4 protein-coding genes and 1 pseudogene are annotated in these 20,408 nt (G+C 60.0%); 2 read left to right on the top strand and 3 right to left on the bottom strand.

Annotation, left to right across the window (positions count from 1 at the left end; translation table 11 throughout):
• A pseudogene (locus BFP96_RS00400) lies at window positions 1-2,229 on the bottom strand (hypothetical protein); the annotation flags it as partial.
• 199 nt (window positions 2,230-2,428) lie between these two features.
• Here BFP96_RS00400 and BFP96_RS00405 point away from each other — a divergent pair.
• Window positions 2,429-9,613 carry an NEL-type E3 ubiquitin ligase domain-containing protein gene (locus BFP96_RS00405; protein WP_065935366.1) on the top strand — a complete coding sequence of 2,395 codons (7,185 nt, stop codon included), beginning with the start codon at window positions 2,429-2,431 and terminating at the stop codon, window positions 9,611-9,613.
• 16 nt (window positions 9,614-9,629) lie between these two features.
• Here BFP96_RS00405 and metH read toward each other — a convergent pair whose 3' ends face one another.
• On the bottom strand, window positions 9,630-13,340 hold the full coding sequence (metH, locus tag BFP96_RS00410) for a methionine synthase (protein WP_065935367.1): 3,711 nt from the start codon (window positions 13,338-13,340) through the stop codon (window positions 9,630-9,632).
• 163 nt (window positions 13,341-13,503) lie between these two features.
• On the opposite strand from metH, the gene BFP96_RS00415 reads away from it, so the two are divergent.
• Window positions 13,504-15,810 carry a fatty acid cis/trans isomerase gene (locus BFP96_RS00415; RefSeq protein ID WP_065935368.1) on the top strand — a complete coding sequence of 769 codons (2,307 nt, stop codon included), beginning with the start codon at window positions 13,504-13,506 and terminating at the stop codon, window positions 15,808-15,810.
• A 52-nt stretch (window positions 15,811-15,862) separates the two neighbouring features.
• Here the strand turns inward: BFP96_RS00415 and BFP96_RS00420 are convergent, their stop codons facing one another.
• Window positions 15,863-20,275: an SET domain-containing protein gene (locus BFP96_RS00420; protein WP_065935369.1), complete on the bottom strand. Its 4,413-nt coding sequence runs from the start codon at window positions 20,273-20,275 to the stop codon at window positions 15,863-15,865.
• Window positions 20,276-20,408: the final 133 nt, after the last annotated feature.

Here is a 20,408-nt window from a genome sequence, read left to right on the forward strand (position 1 = left end):
CTGCTCCAGGCTGGCGACCAGCACCATGAACCAACCCACCAACATGGCGGGGCCCTGCACCAGCGGCAACAGCAATGTATTGAACAGCAGCCACGCGCCTTCCATCACGATGGCCCAGCGGCTCTCGCCGTTGGAAACCGACTCGCGATCAGCCAGGTCGACCAGTGCGCGTGCGGTGCTGCCGTACAGGTGGTTCAACAACTGGCCGTTGACCTGTGATTGAAGCCACTCTCCAGCGCCTTCATCGACCGCCAGGCTTGCGGGCACAGGTTGCCGGGGAGGGCTGAACTCATCCCCGGGCAGGAAGCGAATGATGTGCGGTTCTCTGAAACCGCCGTTGGCGTAGATGGGGCGAGCCCTGTCGCTCAGCCAGGTCAGCACGCTGTCTTGCAGCTCGCCCGGTGCGGCCAGTGCGTCCAGCAGCGCCGGACGTGTCGGGTATTCATGCAGGCAGTCGATATACAGCGGCCGATACAGCAGGTGCGGGCCCGCACTGGCGCCTTTGGTTTCGATAATAAAGACGTTGTTGACTTCATCGGGCTGGGCACCGCTCTTGCGGCACAAGGCCAAGGGGCGCAGGACGATCTCCTGTCCATCGACGAGCCGGTCCGAGGGCATCTCGCCCATCAATGCCTTCACATAGCGATAACCCGTCACGGTGACGCCGTGCTGCTGTCGGATCTTGTATTCCAGCGCCTGCATCGGCAGCTTGACCTTGAGTTCGCGGGTAAACAGCGTTTCCCGGCGCCGCGCGTCGGCGCTGTCGGACAGCAGCAGGTCTTTGATGGTGTGTGGATAGGTACTGCCTATGTCGACACGCTGGATCAACCCGGTACTGCCCAACAGGTAATCTTCGTCGAGCCAGGTCGGCAGCGCCTCGGCGCCTTTGGCTGAGATCTTCAGGGTGCCCTTGGGTTTGCCGGCCAGGTTCTTCAGCGCCAGTTGCGTCAGCGACATTTGCACATGGTCGATAATGCCGGCGCCTCCTGGATAGCCGGCCGCCACGGCGAAGTCCAGTACCACCTCGTCGGGGTCGAAGTCGCCATGATCGGTTTGCATCTGCTTGCGCAATGCAGCGCGGCTGAAGCTGTGGATGTTTTCAATGCCCTCGTTGAACGAGCGCCCCTGGTTTTGTCGCAGCACCCTTGCCATGTCCTGTTGGTGCCGATGGTAGGCAAAACGGTCGTCGGCGCTGGCTTGCGTGAGCCATTCGGGCAATTGGTCGATTATCTTCTGCAGCAACGGGGCGGCAGGTGTCTTGACCTGGGTAAAGAGAACCGCCGGGTCCGTGAGCGTGTCCAGGCGCCGCTCAAGGGTTTTTTCGTCCTGGCCCTGGAACGTCAGGGTGGCGAGGTCTTCCAACTGCTGATTGAGGATCAGGCCGGCCTGTTGTTCGAACACGTTGCCATCAGGTTCGTTGCGTTTCCAGGTGAGCTGGTCGAACTGGAACTGGCGCTGCATCCTGGCGCCCCAGGCGTCACTGAAGTCATCGATTGAGGCAAACGCCTCGATCACGCCGTCCACGCTTTGCAGCAGAACGTTTTGATCACGTATCAACAGCAGGTCCGGGCTCAGCAGGCGGGTTTCTTCTGCGCCTTTGGACAGTGTGCTTTCAATGAAATAGACATGGGTGGTGGGTGTGGCGTGGGGCAGGCGTTCAACGCGCACCGGCCAGGTGGCGACGGCGGTCAGCATGTCCTGTTGGTCTTTGTTCAGGCTTGATTGACCGGCCGCTGCGGCAGTCATCTGGCCGTTGAGAAACTCGCTCAGCCATTGCCAGCGACTGCGGCCGTGGCTGTCGATGGCGCTCCAGTAATCAGCCAGGTCATGCTGAAAATGCAGGTAGAGCGAAGCTCGCACTTGGTCGATGATGCCTGCGATGACCTGCATGTCGATGAGGGGCAGCGCTGCCGGCTTGAGGATTGCCGGTGGCAGTTGCGTCAAGTAGTACGGCAGCTCGCGTTTTGAGCGCCAGTCAAGCAGCTGCGGGTCCAGTACCTGCGCGATAGCGACCTCCATCAGCGGTCGGTAGGTATAAGTGCCGGAGGGGGTTGGACTGGCCAGCTTGACCCTGAGCAAGTCCAGCTCCAGGGAGGGGTAGCGCTCCAGAATGCGGCTGCGCAGCGCATTGAAGACCACTGAGTACAAGGCCGGGCGTGTGGCGAAACGTTGATGGACTGCCTGGGCAGGTAATTGGCTCAGAGGCGTGGGGGTGTTTGGAGGGGGCATGGCAAAGTCCTTTCCTGTCCTGAAGTCGATGATGGAGACACCATTAGGAAATCGACTTTCGCCATTGCCGGTGCGGTATTCGGATACCGCGAGCAGGGCCGATGTTGCGACCGCTCGCGTGCGGTGCCGACCATATATGCACCACCTGGCACCTTGAGCCCCGTGATGTTCTGTCATTCCATTTCAAAGGAGTGACACCATGCCGGATTCATCCCCTGGTTCCGCCGTTGCCAAGCCGCTCGCAGCGACGCAGAGCATTCACGGCGACTTTCTCGAAAAGGCCGTGCCCCAATGGCTGGTCGAGGCAACACCTGCGCGCCGGTCGGCGCTTAAAGACACCGTCGCGGCAGTGCCGCAGTGGTACACGGACGCCACGCCCGCACAGCGCAACAGCGTCAACGCCAGCGTCATAGCCAGCGCTATCGCCCAGGTCCAATTGGACACCACCATGGCGACGTTCAAGGACGTCGACGCATTCGCCAGGCCTTTGCTGCTCAAGGCGTTGAAAGACCAGTACCAGGTGCAGGCCGATGTCGACAAGACCTTCCTGTGCCTGCGCAAGCCACTGGAGATCAGTGTCGCTGAAGTGGAGCTCACCTCGTTCGAGGTCCTGAAACTGTCGATGCTGCAGGCGGCTCAACACAATTTCGAGGCCTGGGAATGCAAACCTGGCGCTTACCACAAGAACTCAACGTTTGTGCTGGAGACCGCCACGCCTGGCACCTTTGAGCCGGCCACCGTGAGCCTGACGGTCAGCCAATTCATGACCCTGTGCCGCAGCCTTGATATCGGCGCGCAGTATCAGACTTACCTGAAGTCGTTCTTCGCACCGGTCGACACGCGCCCTCAACCGCCTCTTGAGCAACACTTCATCGCCAGCCAGAAAGCGGCCATGAAGGCCGCCGCTGAAAGCGCCGTGGTCAATGGAGATATCGAGCCTGCGGATTACACCATGATCCTGTCGGTGATCAACGGTAACGTTTACCCCACGCTCGGCAATAAGCGGGTCTGGCTTCTCGACATGAGCCTGATGAAAAAAAGGCTGACGGGCTGCGTCTATTTTTCAATCGGTGACCGCTACAGCGACGAGTTGATCCTCTACGTCCCCAATCACCCGGATCACCCACTCAAACGCTATACCTCCCGCCAACAAATGCGCGACGAGTGCAAACGCCAGTTCACTGACCGTGCGGGCATGGCGGCCGATGACCCCGCGCCAACGGCATACCAGAAGTTCTTTAGCCAGTTCCTGCCCTATGATCAGAGGCCCTACTATTTCAGCCAGTTCACGCAAAAGTCTGCCGATTCTCCCAGTGGCCCGTTGACCTCGCCTTGGCGATCGGTCGTGGAGTTCGTGTTCGGGCTATCGCCGATCACCCGTATCAGAGAGCTGCCCCCTGAAAAGCCGGCGAAGATGGAGTCGGTAAGCGACCCTTACCTGGCGCCCGGTAACTTGATGCCTTACCGCGGTACAGGCACCTTTTCCGGGCTGCTCGACCTTTGGCCCTTCCTGTACGAAAAGCACCGTGACAAGGTCCTGGCCGACGCCCGTGCCCATGCAGTGCCCACCGCTGACGTGGATGCAAAGGCGCGCGAGGCCAAGCTGGCGCACCTGTTCGAAATCGGCATGCTGGCGCTCAACGCAGTCTCCATGTTCGTGCCCGTGTTGGGTGAAGTCATGCTGGCAGTGATGGCTGAGCAATTGCTCTCGGAGACCATCGAAGGTGTGGCCGACTGGGCCGAGGGTGATAAACGGGCGGCCAAGGCGCATCTGGTGGATGTGGCGGAAAATCTCGCCCAGATCGCCGTCATGGCCGGTGTGGGAGTGGCGGTGAGCAAATTCCGGGCTGTCAAGGCTGAACCGGTCATCGAAAACCTCAGTCCCGTGACCCTGCCCAATGGTGAGATGCGCCTGTGGAAGCCGGATTTGACCGGCTATGAAAGCCCCGTGACGCTGGAGGCGGCGTCAGGGCCCAACGCGATGGGCCAATACACGCTCAATGGCAAGACCTATGTTCGCCAGGACGGTCAGGCTTATGAGCAGGTTTTCGATGAGTCGATCAAGCAGTGGCGGATCAAGCACCCAACCAACTCCGAGGTGTACCAGCCGGTTCTGCAAAGCAACGCCCGGGGCGCTTGGCGTCATACCCTTGAGCGACCTGCCGAGTGGGATCGCCTGACGCTGTTGCGGCGCATGGGCCATGAAACCGAAGCGTTTTCCGATGCTGAGTTGCTCAAGGTCGCGGATGTCAGCGGGGTGAGCGACAGTGCTCTGCGTAAGATGCACACGGACCTCGCGGCTCCGCCGCCGGAACTGCTGGACGCCATGCGTCTGTTCAAGGCCGACGCAGGCAGTTCGCAGGTGATCGCGCAGTTGCGGGGCAGCCAACCGATCGACGACCATTATTTATTTGCACTGCCTCTGGTCACCGAGATGCCACGTTGGCCGAGGACTCAGGTACTGGAGGTATTCGAAGGGCCTGAACTCGTTGGCAACTCGGTGAAATACGGTTCTGGTCGCTTGGCGCGTGGAGCGGTTGCGCAGGCGCCGATCCAGATCACCCGCGCCGATGTACTGGGCGGGAAACTGCCCTCGGTGATTCTGGCCGCGCTGGATGAGGCTCAGGTGACCCGTCTGCTGGGCGGCGAAGGTGCTCGCGTACGTGATCTGCGGCCACAGGAGTTCAGCAAGCAAATCGCCGAGTATGCCCAGGCACGCAAACCGGATATTTTTGACAGTATTTACGCGGGAACCGAGCCGCCGGGCAGCCAGGTCAAACTGCTGCAACGTATCTGTCCCGGGCTCAGCGAAGCTGCCGCCGAGGACACCCTGGCTCACGCTTCCGCGCTTGACCTCAAACGTCTGGAAGCGACGCGCCGGGCGCCTTTGGCCATGCTCGAAGAGGCGCGCTGGTACGCGCTTCAAGGGCGACAGACGCGGGCGTATGCCGGTTTACGCAGCGAAACCATGGCCTCGGCGGACAGCCGTCGGCTGGCATTGCACACCCTCGAGAAACTGCCCGGTTGGCCGGACACCTTGCGCCTGGAAGTACGCGAAGACACTGACAGTGGCGTGTTACTGGACAGCATCGGCAGTGATACGGCCCGAAGCAAGAAGTACCTGGTGAAAAAAGGCCCGCGCTTCCAGGCGCTCAATGAGCGTGGGGAAGAACTCAACAGCCTGCCCACCCAGGGCGATAACTTTTATGCCTCGCTCATGCATGCCATGCCCGATGAGGTGCGTCAGGGCCTGGGTGTGCCGGATGTGAGTCAAAACGCGCTGCTGCGCGACAAGATCATCGAGTCCGCAGACCTTTATCGTAACCAGACAGTACGGCTGCTCGAGCCGCAGCGCAAAGGGTTCAAACCACCCGTACGGGTCAAGGACAAGTTGCTGGGCTATTACGCCAGCGGACGAGGTGCGGGCCTGGGCCCGAGCCTTGAGTCACGCGTGCAAGCGCTGTATGGCTTGAGCGATGAGCCGGCCGCGGACTATATCCGCCGCCTGCGAGCGCAGGGCAAGGACAACAGGACAATCTTCAACTATCTGCAAACCCGTGAGCGTGAATACACCACGCTGGTGTCGACACTCGACGGGTGGGTCGGTACCCAGGGCGGCACGGCTGCCGGCACTGCCCTCTTCAATGAAAAAGCCCGCTTGGCACATCAGTTGAAGGAGGCCTGGCGGATGGAGCCGTTGGCAGGAAAGGTGGCTGGCGCCGATCGCTTGCAGCTCTATATCGAAGAGCATCTGCCGCCCTTGACGACCGATTTTTCCCATATTCGTGATTTGACGGTACTCGGAAGGACGATGAACGATGCTGCGATTGACGCTTTCCTGGTGCGTTTTCCTGAAGTGCAGACGCTGTCGATTGGCGATACGTCCCAATTTTGGGGGGCGTTCTCCCAGACGCCCCGATTGTCGCTGACGACACTGCCCCCGGCGGTCTCCAGGATGACCGGTCTCAAAAGCTTGACGTTCGGCTCGGGAGCGGAGCACCTGGCGCCGGAGTTTCTCTCGAGGCTCAATACCCTGACTTCGCTGGAGGCGTTGCATATCGATTATCGCGGCTTCTCCATGGATGCACTCAAACCCCTTGACGTGTCCGCGTTGACGCAGTTGCGCCGGCTGAAAATTGACGCACCTATAGGCCTTTCCCACTGGCCGACCAATGTCGAGAACCTGCCTCATCTGGAGCGTCTCGATTTGAGCCGTACCGCAATTAGCGCGCTGCCTGACACGCTGTATAGCGGGCATGAGCGACTGTGGGCGGGGCTGTCGATGGACTGGTCGAAGTTCACCCGCGAAACCTTCCGACCGGCCTTTGAGTATGCCAGCGCTTATCGCGAGCTCGGGCACCTGGTCGATTTGCACCAGATGGTCAGTGGCTATGCCAAGGGAGAGTTGGCCTCCCTGAGTGGCAATAGGGTTTTGGCTGACGCACTGAATGAAAAAATAATGGCCGCCGCGCAGACCCCAGAGGCACGGGTGGCCCTGATTGACGGCATAAGCGATCAGTACGCCAGCCTTTTTGAGTCGTTCTACTACCCGCCTGTCAACACTGTGCGGCAGTTGAGGTTACGGTCCAGGCCATGGCAGGTGGGACCCAGTGCTCATGTGGTGACCGAGCTTGAAGCCAATTGGTGGGAGGCGGTGGGTGAGCGATATGGCATAGCGGGCAAGGCGTCAGTACTCGAATTACCAGGACCGGTGTATCCAGTGATGAGCTCTGGGGGGCAAGTGAGCAGCGTTGAGCTGCCCCAGTTACCGGCAGCCAGTTTTGCTCATGTACGCACGTTACGCATGGGCTGGGTGGGGGAAACGCCCGAGCAGACGCGCGCGTTCATCGGTACATTCAGCGGTGTGCAATCCCTCGAACTCAACGGGGTTGGCTTGACTGAAATACCCATTGGTGCTGGCGATCTTCCCGGCTTGACCCGGCTCGACCTGGCTAATAACAGCCTCGCGATGCCTGCACTGCAGGCACAACTCAGTGATCTGGGCAGCCTGGAACTGCTGGATTTGAGCCGTAGCAACACGCCGCTCGAAGGGATCGATGTGAGCGCGTTGAGGCAGCTCAAGGCGCTGAATATGCGCGGTTCAAGCTTGCAGACCTGGCCGATTGGCGCAGAGAGTCTGCCGCAATTGGCTTGGCTGGACCTGCGGGACAATGGGCTGGTGACCTTGCCGCCTCAGGTGTTGGCCAACGAAACGATTCTGATGAAAACCAACCTGTCGGGTAACCCCTTCAGTACCTCGGGTGAGGCTGCGCTGGCGGCTGCGCGCCAGCGGGTCGAGAGCGCCCAGGGTTTACCGGCGGGCGCACTGGCAGGTTTTGAAGCGCAAAATATACCGCAGGTATTTCCCCCGCGGGAAACGGCCTTGACGATGGCCCGTTATCTGTTGCCATTGCCCGAGCCGATTGCAGTGGCCGAAGGGGCTGAAGGGTTTGTCCCACGACTGCAGCAGATCAGCCCATCGGTAAGTGAACAAAGCGCGCAGCAATGGATCGAGAAACTGCGCGAGGGAGGCATGAGTGACTCACAGATCGATAGCCTGTTGACTGCCTGGCACGAGGAATACACGTCTGTGACGCGCCAGTTGAACGGCTGGCTGTATAAATGCGAATTGCCCGATACCGATCTCGCAGACTTCAGCCAGGTGGCTGACCAGCGTCGACGGATCGCGCTCAATATTGTTGAGTGCTGGCAAACCGGTGTTTCAGCCGAGGACGGTTATGCGCTGAGCCTGCACGGCCTGCAAGCCCGTGACCTGCCCGAACTCACGGTGCAGTTCAATAATGTGCATACGCTGAATTTAACCGGTGTGCAGTGCACCGTGTCGGGCGCCGAAGGTTTTCTGCATAGTTTTCCCGCGTTGCGCAAACTGATGCTCAGTGGTAATAGCCTTGGCGCCGTTCCTGAAGCGGTGGCGCGCATGACTCAGCTCGAGGAGCTGGAACTGGCTTCCAATGCCATCAGCGATCCTCAGCCTTTGTATCGCCAATTGGGGGGCGATCACTTGCGCCGGTTGGACCTGTCCAGAAATGACCTGCGTGAGTTCAGCACCCAGGCCTTCACTCGGCTTGAGCACCTGGACCTTAGCTACAATAGCCTTGCAAACTGGCCAGGCGGCGCATTGAACACGCCGAGTCTGCGCACGCTGAACCTGTGCGGCAACGACCTGGAAACATTTCCCGAGGAATTGCTCGATGGCAGCCACGACGTACTGGTACAGGGCACCGACCTGTCCGAAAACGAGTCCCTTTCACGTGAAAGTTTCGAACTGCTAAGGGGGTATGGCACAGGGGCTGTGATGGGGTGGAGCAGGAGCGAGATCGACGGATCGATTGCAGGGTTCGATGAGGACGGCCTGGGTTCTCGCAGTGAGGATGACGAAGGCGATGCTTACGAACCGCTGGAAGTCATTCTTGATCCAGTCGGGGATACGGGGGAGACGGTATTGGCGTCGTGGCTGGAGCACTCGCCGCAGGACCTGGCCGTCTCCAGGCGGCAGTTGTGGCAGCAATTGGTCGATGAACCGGGGCATGAGCGGTTTTTCCATCTGCTCGAACGACTGCGCGATACCGATGAGTACCGGTATGTGGCGGCTGACCTGACCCGGCGGGTATGGACTGTGATTGACGCGGCTGCCGGCGATGCGCAGATGCGAGAGCTGTTGTTCGTGGCCTCTGAAACCCACGGCACCTGTATCGACGGACGCATTCTCACGTTCAGCTCAATGGAAGTGCTGGTGTTCGAATCGGATGTGCTGAGCGGGGTTGCGACGCTCGATTTGCAGACAAGGGGCCAACGTCTGCTGCAACTGTCCCGGCAATTGTTCCGGCTGGACCAGGTCGATGGATTGGCCGAGACCAATGCCGTAGGGCGGGACCGAGCCGAAGTGAGGCTGCAATACCGGATCGGCATGACGCGTGGCTGGCCCGACGGGCTTGAGCTGCCGGGTCAACCCAAGCATATGGCATTTGGTCGACCGATCAGCGGGCAGTTGGTGATCGATACCCGTGCCCGGGTGCTTGCGGCCGAAGCGTCGGATGCGTTCTATGAAAGCCTGGTTGCCCGCGACTATTGGGCCAAATACCTGGAGGAACGCTACCCCGATGAGTTTCAGACCCTGAGCAACGAAGCTGCCGCACGCCATGAGGGTGTGGAGGACGAATATGTTGGCAGGCTGCCGGGTACCGACCTCCAGGCGCGCTACGACGCGGCAATCACCCAGCTGGAGGTTGAGCGAAGTAGCGCACGGGTGCAGCGGCTGCTGGATTTGTCGCGCAGGGAGGTCGAGGCGTTGCAGGCGGCAGGCCCGGCGTTACCACAGTCAGGCCCGGCGTCGCCACAGCCGGGTCCGTCGTCACGGCAGTGACGAGCCGGGCAGGCCGTCAGTTGTCATAGCCCAGGTTCGGCGCCAGCCAGCGCTCCGTCACGCTGAGGTCCTGGCCTTTGCGTGCGGTGTAGCTGGCAACCTGATCCTTGTCGACCTTGCCCACCGCAAAGTACTGCGCCTGCGGGTGGGCAAAGTACCAGCCGCTGACCGCCGCCGCCGGGAACATCGCGTAGTGCTCGGTGAGGAATACGCCGCTGCGGCCGGCCTGCATTTCACGGGCCTCAGGGTCGAGCAGTTGGAACAACTGGGCTTTTTCAGTGTGATCCGGGCACGCCGGGTAGCCGGGGGCAGGGCGGATGCCGCTGTACTGCTCCTTGATCAGCGCGTCGTTGTCCAGTTGCTCGTCCCTGGCGTAGCCCCAATAATGCTTGCGCACTTGCTGGTGCAGCCATTCGGCGCAGGCTTCGGCGAGGCGGTCGGCGAGGGCCTTGACCATGATCGAGTTGTAGTCGTCGCCGGCGTCCTGGTAGGCCTTGGCCACTTCCTCGGCGCCGATGCCGGCGGTGGTGATAAAGCCACCGATGTAGTCGGTCACGCCACTGTCTTTAGGCGCGACGAAGTCGGCCAGGGAGAAGTTCGGCTTGCCGTCGGTCTTGATGATCTGCTGGCGCAAATGATGCAGTTTGGCAATCGGCTGGCCGTCGTCACCGTAGACTTCCAGATCATCGTCCTGCACCTGGTTGGTTGGCCAGAAGCCGAACACCGCACGGGCGCTGATGAGTTTTTCGTCGATCAGCTTCCTGAGCATTTCCCGGGCGTCGGCGTACAGCGCGGTGGCGGCTTCACCCACCACTTCGTCGTCAAGGATGCGCGGGAATTTGCCGGCCAGGTCCCAGGAGATAAAGAACGGTGTCCAGTCGATGTACTCGGCCAGGACGTTGAGGTCGATATTGTCCAGCACTTTGGCGCCGGTAAAGGTCGGCACCACCGGGGTGTAGCTGCTCCAGTCGAACTGCGGCTTCTTGGCGATGGCCGCCGGGTAGCTCAGGCGCTCGGTGCGGGCGCTGCGGTTGGAGGTGCGCTCGCGCACGTCGATGTATTCCAGGCGAGTCTTCTCGACGAAACCGGCCTTCAGTTCCTTGGACAGCAACTGGGTGGCCACGCCCACGGCACGGGAGGCATCGGTGACGTAGATCACCGCGTCATTGCTGTACTTGGGCTCGATCTTCACCGCCGTATGCGCCTTGGAGGTGGTGGCGCCACCGATCATCAGCGGCAGGTGGAAGTCCTGGCGCTGCATCTCACGGGCCACGTGCACCATCTCATCCAGGGACGGCGTGATCAGGCCGGACAGGCCGATAATGTCGCACTTCTGCTCTTTGGCAACCTGCAGGATCTTCTCCGCCGGCACCATCACGCCGAGGTCGACGATGTCATAGCCGTTGCACCCGAGTACCACGCCGACGATGTTCTTGCCGATGTCATGCACGTCGCCCTTGACCGTGGCCATCAGGATCTTGCCCTTGGCTTCCGGCTTGTCGCCTTTCTCCAGCTCGATGAACGGGATCAGGTGGGCCACGGCCTGTTTCATCACCCGGGCCGATTTCACCACTTGTGGCAGGAACATCTTGCCGGCGCCGAACAGGTCGCCAACGATGTTCATGCCCGACATCAGCGGGCCTTCGATCACTTCGATCGGGCGCGCGAACGACAGGCGCGACTCTTCGGTGTCTTCGACGATATGGGTGGTGATGCCCTTGACCAGCGCATGTTCCAGGCGCTTGTTGACGTCCCAGCCGCGCCACTCTTCGGTCTCGGCTTCCTTGACACTGCCGTCGCCCTTGTACTTGTCGGCAATCGCCAGCAGGGCGTCGGTGCCGTCCGGGGTGCGGTTGAGCACCACGTCTTCCACTGCATCGCGCAACTCGGCCGGGATCTGGTCGTAGATTTCCAACTGGCCGGCGTTGACGATGCCCATGGTCAGGCCGTTGCGGATCGCATACAGCAGGAACACCGAGTGGATCGCCTCGCGCACCGGGTTGTTGCCCCGGAACGAGAACGACACGTTGGACACGCCACCGGAGGTCAGCGCATACGGCAGCTTGTCACGGATATAGGCACAGGCGTTGATGAAATCGACGGCATAGTTGTTGTGCTCCTCGATGCCGGTGGCGACGGCGAAGATATTCGGGTCGAAGATGATGTCTTCCGGCGGGAAGCCGACTTCATTGACCAGGATGTCGTAGGAGCGCTTGCAGATTTCTTTCTTGCGCGCCTCGGTGTCGGCCTGGCCGGCTTCGTCGAACGCCATCACCACCACGGCGGCGCCATAGCGCTTGCACAGTTTGGCGTGGTGAATGAACTGCTCGACGCCTTCCTTCATGCTGATGGAGTTGACGATGCCCTTGCCCTGGATGCACTTGAGGCCGGCTTCGATCACTTCCCACTTGGAGGAGTCGATCATGATCGGCACGCGGGAGATGTCCGGCTCGCCGGCAATCAGATTGAGGAAGGTCACCATGGCCTTCTTCGAATCGAGCATGCCCTCGTCCATGTTGATGTCGATCACCTGGGCGCCGGCTTCCACCTGCTGCAGGGCGACTTCGAGGGCTTCGGTGTAGTTGTCTTCACGGATCAGGCGCGCGAACTTGGCTGAGCCGGTGATGTTGGTGCGCTCGCCGACGTTGACGAACAGCGAACTGCGATCAATGGTGAAAGGCTCCAGGCCGGACAGGCGGCAGGCCTTGGGAATGTCCGGGATCGGCCGTGGTGCGTAACCGGCCACGGCCTTGGCGATGGCTTCGATATGGCCCGGCGTGGTGCCGCAGCAGCCGCCGACGATGTTGAGGAAGCCGCTCTGGGCGAATTCTTCGATGACCTTGGCGGTTTCCGAGGGCAGTTCGTCGTACTCGCCGAATTCATTGGGCAGGCCGGCGTTCGGGTGGGCGGACACGTGGGTGTTGGCTTTGTTCGACAGCTCTTCCAGGTAGGGGCGCAGTTCGCTGGCACCGAGGGCGCAGTTCAAGCCGACCGAGATCGGCTTGGCGTGGGCCACGGAGTTCCAGAACGCTTCGGTGGTCTGGCCCGACAGGGTACGGCCGGAGGCATCGGTGATGGTGCCGGAAATCATGATCGGCAGTTCGACGCCCAGTTCCTCGAACACGCCTTGCACGGCGAAGATCGCGGCCTTGGCGTTAAGCGTATCGAAGATGGTTTCGATCAGGATCAGGTCCGCGCCGCCTTCGATCAGGCCCTTGGTGGCTTCGGTGTAGTTTTCCACCAGTTCATCGAAGGTCACGTTGCGATAGCCAGGGTTGTTCACGTCGGGTGACAGTGAGCAGGTGCGGCTGGTGGGGCCGAGTACGCCAGCGACGAAGCGCGGCTTGGCCGGGTTCTCGGCGGTCTTGGCGTCGGCGATCTTGCGGGCCAGGCGTGCGCCTTCAACGTTCAGTTCGTAGGCCAGTTCTTCCATGCCGTAGTCGGCCATGGAAATGCGGGTGGCGTTGAAGGTGTTGGTTTCGAGGATGTCCGCACCGGCATCCAGGTAGGCCTTTTCGATCCCGCCGATCACATCCGGGCGGGTGAGCACCAGCAGGTCGTTATTACCCTTGACGTCGCTCGGCCAGTCGGCGAAGCGTTTGCCACGGTAGTCCTGTTCCTCGAGCTTATAGCTCTGGATCATCGTGCCCATGCCACCGTCCAGGATCAGGATACGTTCCTTGAGGGCGTGGTGAAGGGCTTGCAGACGAACGCTACGATCGGACATGGGACTACTCTGGTCAGGCATTTCGAGGGGCGTGAATGATAACAAACCTGTGCCGGATTTAAGCAAGATGGGTTCTGCATGAATATCGCTCATGTTGCAGGCAGTCATGGCTAGGTAGAATCATCGCCACTTTCACTGCACGCCTTGAATCGGGACCGGATACATGTCACTTCGTTTAATTGTCAGCGCCGTTCTGGCTTTGATGGCCAGTACCGTGCAGGCAGAGGCTGTGCCGGTAAATCACCCCGCTTCGACGATTTCCTATACCCGCGACATCCAACCGATCTTCACCGAGAAGTGCGTGGCGTGCCATGCCTGCTACGACTCCGCCTGCCAGCTCAACCTGGGCAGTGCCGAGGGTGCGACGCGGGGCGCGAGCAAGATGCCGGTGTATGACGGTGAGCGCAGCACCGCCACGCCGACCACGCGCTTGTTTTATGACGCGTTCGGCAAACAGGCCTGGCAGCAGAAGGGCTTCTATTCAGTGCTGGATGCCCAGGGCAGCCAGGCCGCCTTGATGGCGCGCCTGCTGGAACTGGGCCATAACGCGCCGCTGCAGCCCAATGCCAAGCTTCCCGACGAGATTGTGCTGGGCTTGAACCGCGCCAATATGTGCGCGACACCGGGTGAGTTCAGTGCCTACGCCGGTAGTCACCCCAGGGAAGGCATGCCGCTGGCGGTCACCGGCCTGACCGACCAGCAATACCAGACGCTGCAACGCTGGCTGGCCTCCGGTGCGCCGATCGACGAGCAAGGCCTGGCCCCCAGTGCCAGGGAAGCCCTGCAGGTACAGCAGTGGGAAAACCTGTTCAACCAGCCGGGCGCTCGTGAAAGCCTGGTGGCACGCTGGTTGTTCGAGCATTTGTTCCTCGCCCACCTCTATTTCGAAAACGGTGAACCGGGGCATTATTTCCAGTGGGTTCGCTCACGCACGCCGAGCGGCCAGCCCATCGACCTGATCGCCACGCGGCGCCCCAACGACGACCCCGGCACCCAGGTGTACTACCGGCTGTGGCCGGTGCAGGGCGTGATCGTGCATAAAACTCATATTACTTACCCATTCAGCGCCGCGAAAATGGCGCGTATCAAGGCGCTGTTCTACGCCGGTGACTGGCAAGCGACAGCCCTGCCGGGCTATGGCCCCGGCAGCCGTGCCAACCCGTTCGCCACCTTCGAAGCGATCCCGGCCAAGGCCCGTTACCAGTTCATGCTGGATAATGCCGAGTACTTCGTGCGCACGTTCATACGCGGGCCGGTGTGTCGTGGTCAGATCGCGACCGACGTAATTCGCGACAACTTCTGGACCCTGTTCCAGGACCCGGACCACGACCTGTATATCACCGACGCCCGCTATCGCGGCCAGGCCACGCCGCTTTTGGCCATGCCCGGGCAGAACGATGACGTGGGCAGCGTGCTGAACCTGTGGTTGGCTTATCGCGACAAGCGCAATCAATACGAAGCCCTGCGCCGTGACAACTATGCGGACCTGCCGGCGCCAGGCTGGTCGACGCTGTGGGCGGGTAATGACAACGCCTTGCTGAGCATCTTCCGCCATTTCGACAGCGCTTCGGTGAACAAGGGCCTGATCGGCGAAGTGCCGCAGACGCTGTGGTTGTTCGACTATCCGCTGCTGGAGCGCACCTATTACCAGTTGGCGGTGAATTTCGACGTGTTCGGCAATGTGTCGCACCAGGCCCAGACACGCTTGTACTTTGACCTGATCCGCAACGGCGCCGAGCAGAACTTCCTGCGCCTGATGCCGGCCGATACCCGCGAGGATTTCCTCGATGACTGGTACCAGAACAGCGGCAAGCTCAAGCTGTGGCTGGACTACGAAGCCATCGATGACGACAAGCCAAGCGGCTTGCACCTCAACGAAACCGATCCGAAACGCGACTTCGCCAACCAATTGTTGGCCCGCTACGGCAACCTCAATGCCAGCCCGGACCCGATCAACCGCTGCGCCGGCGCCTTTTGCTCGCGTGACGGTATCGCATCGGCCCTGCAGGACGCGGAGCAGGCGCTGAGCCGCCTGACATCGCGCCCGGCGGCGGGTCTCAAGGTTATCGAGCAACTGCCTGAAGCCACCATGCTGCGCATTGAAACGCCCAGCGGCGAACGGGTGTTCTACAGCATGCTGCGCAACCGGGCTCACAGTAACGTAGCGTTTCTGTTGGGCGAGGCCTACCGCTATCAACCGGGGCTGGACACTGTGACTATCTACCCGGGCGTATTGAGCAGTTACCCGAACTTCATGTTCAACATTCCCACCCAGCAAGTGCCGGAGTTTGTGGCGCAGATGGAGCAGGCCAAGAGCGCCAAACGCTTCGAGAAAATTGTCGATCGCTGGGGCGTGCGCCGCAGCCATCCGCAGTTCTGGAACTACTTCCACGACCTGTCACGGTACATCCACGAAACCACGCCCGAGGAAGAGGGCGTATTGGACATGAACCGGTATGAGAACCTGTAGCTACGTTTATTGATACGGTCGGCTAATCGGTTGTGGCTGGCGCGGCGCTGGATCACTGGCCGATGTATTTCCAGTAGTGTTTGCCGTAGTCCATCAGCAACTCTGTCCCGGCAGGAATTTTCTTCGAGGCGACGAGAAAAATCATATAGTTGCCGACCCTCACGGACCTTACGTTTTCGATCCCCTGGCTTACAGCATTAGGCACGCGGGTCGCGTTGATCAGGCTCAGCACATTGCTGTTGCCGTGGCCGCTGAGGGTCGCACCCTGGGTGGCCGTCTCGAATAAAAAAGTGCTGACGGCTGTCGCTCCCTCTTTACCTTTCGCCACTATTTCTTCATTCAGCGAGTGCCGGTTGACATGCAGTTTGCCGGTATAGGGCCCAATGACCTCAAAGGGTTCAATGTCCACCCTGGCGACTACCGAGAGGCCTCGTTCCGGGCCGTAGGGTAACTTCGCCACCTGCAGGGTACGGTCGAGCCTGTCATGATGCCGGCCTTCTTCGGTGACCCATTGCTGGATACTCTTGGTCACCGCATTGCGCACTTTCATACGGCGCGGGGCAGGCAAGCTGTTGAACAGGTTGTGGTCGGCAACGATTTCTATGTTTTCAACCGGCCCTTCCAGACGACTCGTCAAGCTGAGTTCGACGTTGTTGGGGTCCTGGAGAATCGCAGCATTGTTGTTGATCTGATGACCGTAGGACGGGGCAACTGATGTCGAGGGGAGTTGGCCGGCTATTTCCGGGTCTTCGGTACGCGGGCGCTTCGGACTGCCTGGCCCGTCGATAAGTAGCGAACCTTTGCGCGCGATCAACGGCCCTGACGGCGTGTTGGGCCAGAGCTGCAGTAGGTTTTTACCAGCCCTGGTCAGGCTGCCGTTCTCTTTGACATAGATACTCCATTGCACTGGGTTGAGGTCATGCTGTTCGACAAACGTCGTCATCAAAGGCTTCAGGTCCCTGGAGTTTCGAAGGTTGTTCCAGTCGTTCAAGTGTTTGTAGGTCAGCAGGTTGAACGACTCGTTTTTGGCGTTTTTGGCGAAGACTTTTCCATGAGCGCTATAGACACCCTGCAGGTTTATGTACTCGCCAAAGAGTCTGGGGTCCAGGTTGCGTTGGGCACAGAACCCTGAAAGGGTCAGTGCATTACGTTCTGTTTGCGACAGCGCGCGCCAGCTTTCTGTGTCGGTGTAGGTCACCTCCGTGCGAGCATGGGTTGCACGGTCGAGGACCTTGCGCCCAAGGGGTGTCAAGTGGTCTGAAGCGTGAACGAATTGTCGAAATACAGAGGGGTCCAGCTTGTGTTTTCTTTCGAATGCACGCATCGCGCGATTCAGCGTGTTTTCACTTTCTTCGGACCATTTGGTCAGCACTGATGGTGGGATGATGCTGTCCTTGTCTGGCGCCCCGCCTTGCAATCTGACCGAGTACCAGTGCCCAGATTTCACCGACGTCAGATTGACAGGCAGGGTCAGGTTGTTGCGCCGGTTTACCAGGGCCACCGAAAAACTGTTCTGCGTGCCTTCTGCAATCTCCTCCAGGTAACCGTAGCCCTGCTCTCTGATCTGGTATACCGCAATGCGGCCTTTGTGATCGACGTTGCAGATGAACTTCTGGTTGTATTCTGGTCGGAAAAACACACCGCGGATGTCTGGCTTGAGGCCACTGATCAAGTGTGGCTTGACCGCGTATTGTTTGATCAGCGGGTTATTGTTGCTGATGACTGTCACAGGCTCGCGAAAGCGTGGGCCGAATACGCTATTGGAGTCAGCGTTGATCAGCCGGTAGTCGGGGGCGTCAAGGGTGCCGACGTTGCGCATGGGGATGTTCGCAAAACCATCCACTGTAAACAATTGATCACCGACCTGACGCGGCGTCCATACCGCCGGGTCGACTGAAACCATATGGCGGGCCGCAACCGCTCCGTCACGCAACTGCGCAATGCCCAGGCGAGCATGCCGCAGCGCAATGCTGCCCAGGCTGATGAGGCCGAAGCGTCCCAGTTTGAGTATCGCGGATACTGCCGCCAGAGGGTTGAGTTCCTGAAAAATGGAAATGACCAGCTTTTTGGTCAAACTGGACAGATGAGGTAAAGCGAGACGGATACCCGACTGGCCGGCGTGGACCACCCACCGCGTGCACCCTGCAATGTATTTGCCGACAGGCACACCAAAGGACACGATGTCGGTGAAAAGACCAAGGCTTCCAGACTCGATTCGCTGTGGATCGCCGGAGCTCAGCTCATCAATTGATCCCCAGAACGGCACAAACATTTTTCCCCAAAACGAAATGTCTTCCACAAAGTCGCGGCTGATATCCATCTCTCTGGTGGCTTTGCGGGTTTGCTCGAGCAATGTTTGTTCATCGCAGAAGAACAGTTCGCGCGCGATCATGCTCGCCAGCGCCTCGGCACGCGTCGAGTGCAGCGTGTTGGGGGCAAACGACTGCACCTGTGCCGGCTGGCCGGATGCGCTCGGCGGCTGTGTGGGTGGGGCGGTGATGACGCCGGGCAGAGGCTGGCCGAGTTGCTCGATGATCAAGGTAGCGGTCTGGTCGAGGACAGGTCTTGCGGCGTGGCGATAAGCATTCCAGTCAAAGGGTACTTCGGTGCCTTTCCTGAAGCTGCCTCGGCCCGGTCGGGTGCTGGAACCCACCCGTTCAACTTTGATTTCTCCGCCTGTCAGCAGGTTTTTGATGTCATCACGCAGGCGAACGGCGCCGATGCCGGGGAACATTTCGATGTACTTGGGAGGGCCGGGAAGCAGCGGGCATTCCATGCGGATGATAAACCCGGCGCGCCCGCGTACGGCATCGGTGTTGCGTTTGTTTTCGTGTTCAAGCTGCGTGTCATGCAAGGGCTCTCTCAGGGTATAGATCGTTACTTCATCGCAGTCGATGTTGCCTTGCCACAAGGGTAAATACTGCGCAAGCAACCCCTTGATCAGGGTTTTGTAAGCTGCACGGGGGGTTTCCAGGTACTCACCAAATGCCCGATCAAACTCGACATCCGAGGCGAAACGAAAGCGGCTGGGCGGCTTGAGTACAAGGTTCTGCACGGCGGTCTTCATTTCGCTTTCGTGTTGCTCCAGCGCGTGCAGTGCCTTTTCGATGTCGCCGCGCGAATAGCCTGAGCGGCTCACGGGAAGTACGCCGTTTTCCACTGCCCAGGTCAGCGTCGGTGTGACTTTGGCGGCCGCCACCAGCGCCTGCTGCCTCGGGCTGTCAGCATGCACGCGTAAAAGCTCGGCCGGCAGGTTGAGCAATTGCTCGAACGTCAGGTGCCGAGACGATCCGGGAGCAATGGCCTCGGCCAGGATAAAACCGCTTTTGAAGTTGACCCACGCACTGGAGGTGCCATAGGGCAAATCGTCAGGAACGTCCTCAACCCACACTTCGCTGGCAACGTTTGCCTTGGCCACACACATGGCGAGACGCGCGGCGTGCGGGCTCAGCGCCAGTGTGCGTTGGTAGTCCTTGATTAATGATTGACGAATCCGCCGGTAGTCGACCGCAGGAGGTATGAACGCTTTGAGTTCATTATCGTTGTAGGAGTGGGGATCGGGCGTGATCGTCAACCAGAGCGCCCGCAATAGAAGCTTTACCTTGACCTCGCTCGGGCACTCTTCGCCGTCTTCGGCGCCATACCAGTCCAGCGCCGTGGCGATACGTTGGCCCAGCGCCAAATTCCTTGGCCGACTGAGAATCCACTCCAGCAGCTCAGTGGGCCGGCTGTCGAGGTCGGTTTGCTGTGCAGGCGTGAGCAGTTTGGGCATTACCCGGGCGAACAGCGCCTGTTGCGCCTCACTCTCTATTTGCCGTATGACGCTCAGGATGCTCTTGTCATCTTCGGGGTCCAGCAAGTGCTCCAGGTCACTGACATGCCCATCATGCCCCAGGGCATACAGCGCCCGATGTTCTCGCAGGTTATTTTCAACGGCCTTCCAGTGCGCCTCGGTGGTGGGTGTGAAGGGGGTGATCGAGTAATACGCAAGGACCAGATCCACCCGTACGGTGCCATCGCTTTTGATCCCGTTCCCGACGGTTTGGTGGATCGCCAGCAACACATCAATCTGGTTGGCGAAATACAGCGGGGCGTGACGTAGCACCACCGGCTTGCCGCCGATGTCGAACACTTCGGGCAGCGAGGGAATGGGCGACCTGCTCGAACTCAGCAGTTGGGATAGAAAGTCGTAAGGGAAGTCACCGAGTGGAGAGTTGTTGGTTTTCGGTGTTTGATTCACAAACGCCAGGAAATCTTCATCGGCCTCAAGGAGGCCGAGAACGCGAAAGGCGTCTTTGCATTCGCGGCCTAATTCGGAGTCCACCGGGGGCCGATAATAGGCGGTGGACGCCGTTGCGCCGGGAACGTCGAACATCAGTTTTGTTACGAAATCGAGTAGATGATCAATGTCCGATGGCCGCCTCGGTGCGGTTCTGGACAGAAGTTGGGAGAGGGTACGGTTCATTAAAACCTCGTGAGGTGTTCAGGAACGCTGATGTAGGGGACAGGGAGAGCGTCGCGCGCCATGAATCCCTTCAAAGCGCTGGATGTGAGAGTTGACGCGCCCCCGGAATCAACGGTTTCCCAGGGAAAAAGGA

Source organism: Pseudomonas sp. 34 E 7, from assembly GCF_900005715.1.
GTDB classification, from domain to species: Bacteria; Pseudomonadota; Gammaproteobacteria; order Pseudomonadales; family Pseudomonadaceae; genus Aquipseudomonas; species Aquipseudomonas orientalis_A.

What these genes read in the sequence shown, in the direction of transcription:
- BFP96_RS00405 (WP_065935366.1), top strand. Translation starts at nt 2,429, where the DNA reads ATGCCGGATTCATCCCCTGGTTCCGCCGTTGCCAAGCCGCTCGCAGCG.
- metH (WP_065935367.1), bottom strand. Translation starts at nt 13,340, where the DNA reads ATGTCCGATCGTAGCGTTCGTCTGCAAGCCCTTCACCACGCCCTCAAG.
- BFP96_RS00415 (WP_065935368.1), top strand. Translation starts at nt 13,504, where the DNA reads ATGTCACTTCGTTTAATTGTCAGCGCCGTTCTGGCTTTGATGGCCAGT.
- BFP96_RS00420 (WP_065935369.1), bottom strand. Translation starts at nt 20,275, where the DNA reads ATGAACCGTACCCTCTCCCAACTTCTGTCCAGAACCGCACCGAGGCGG.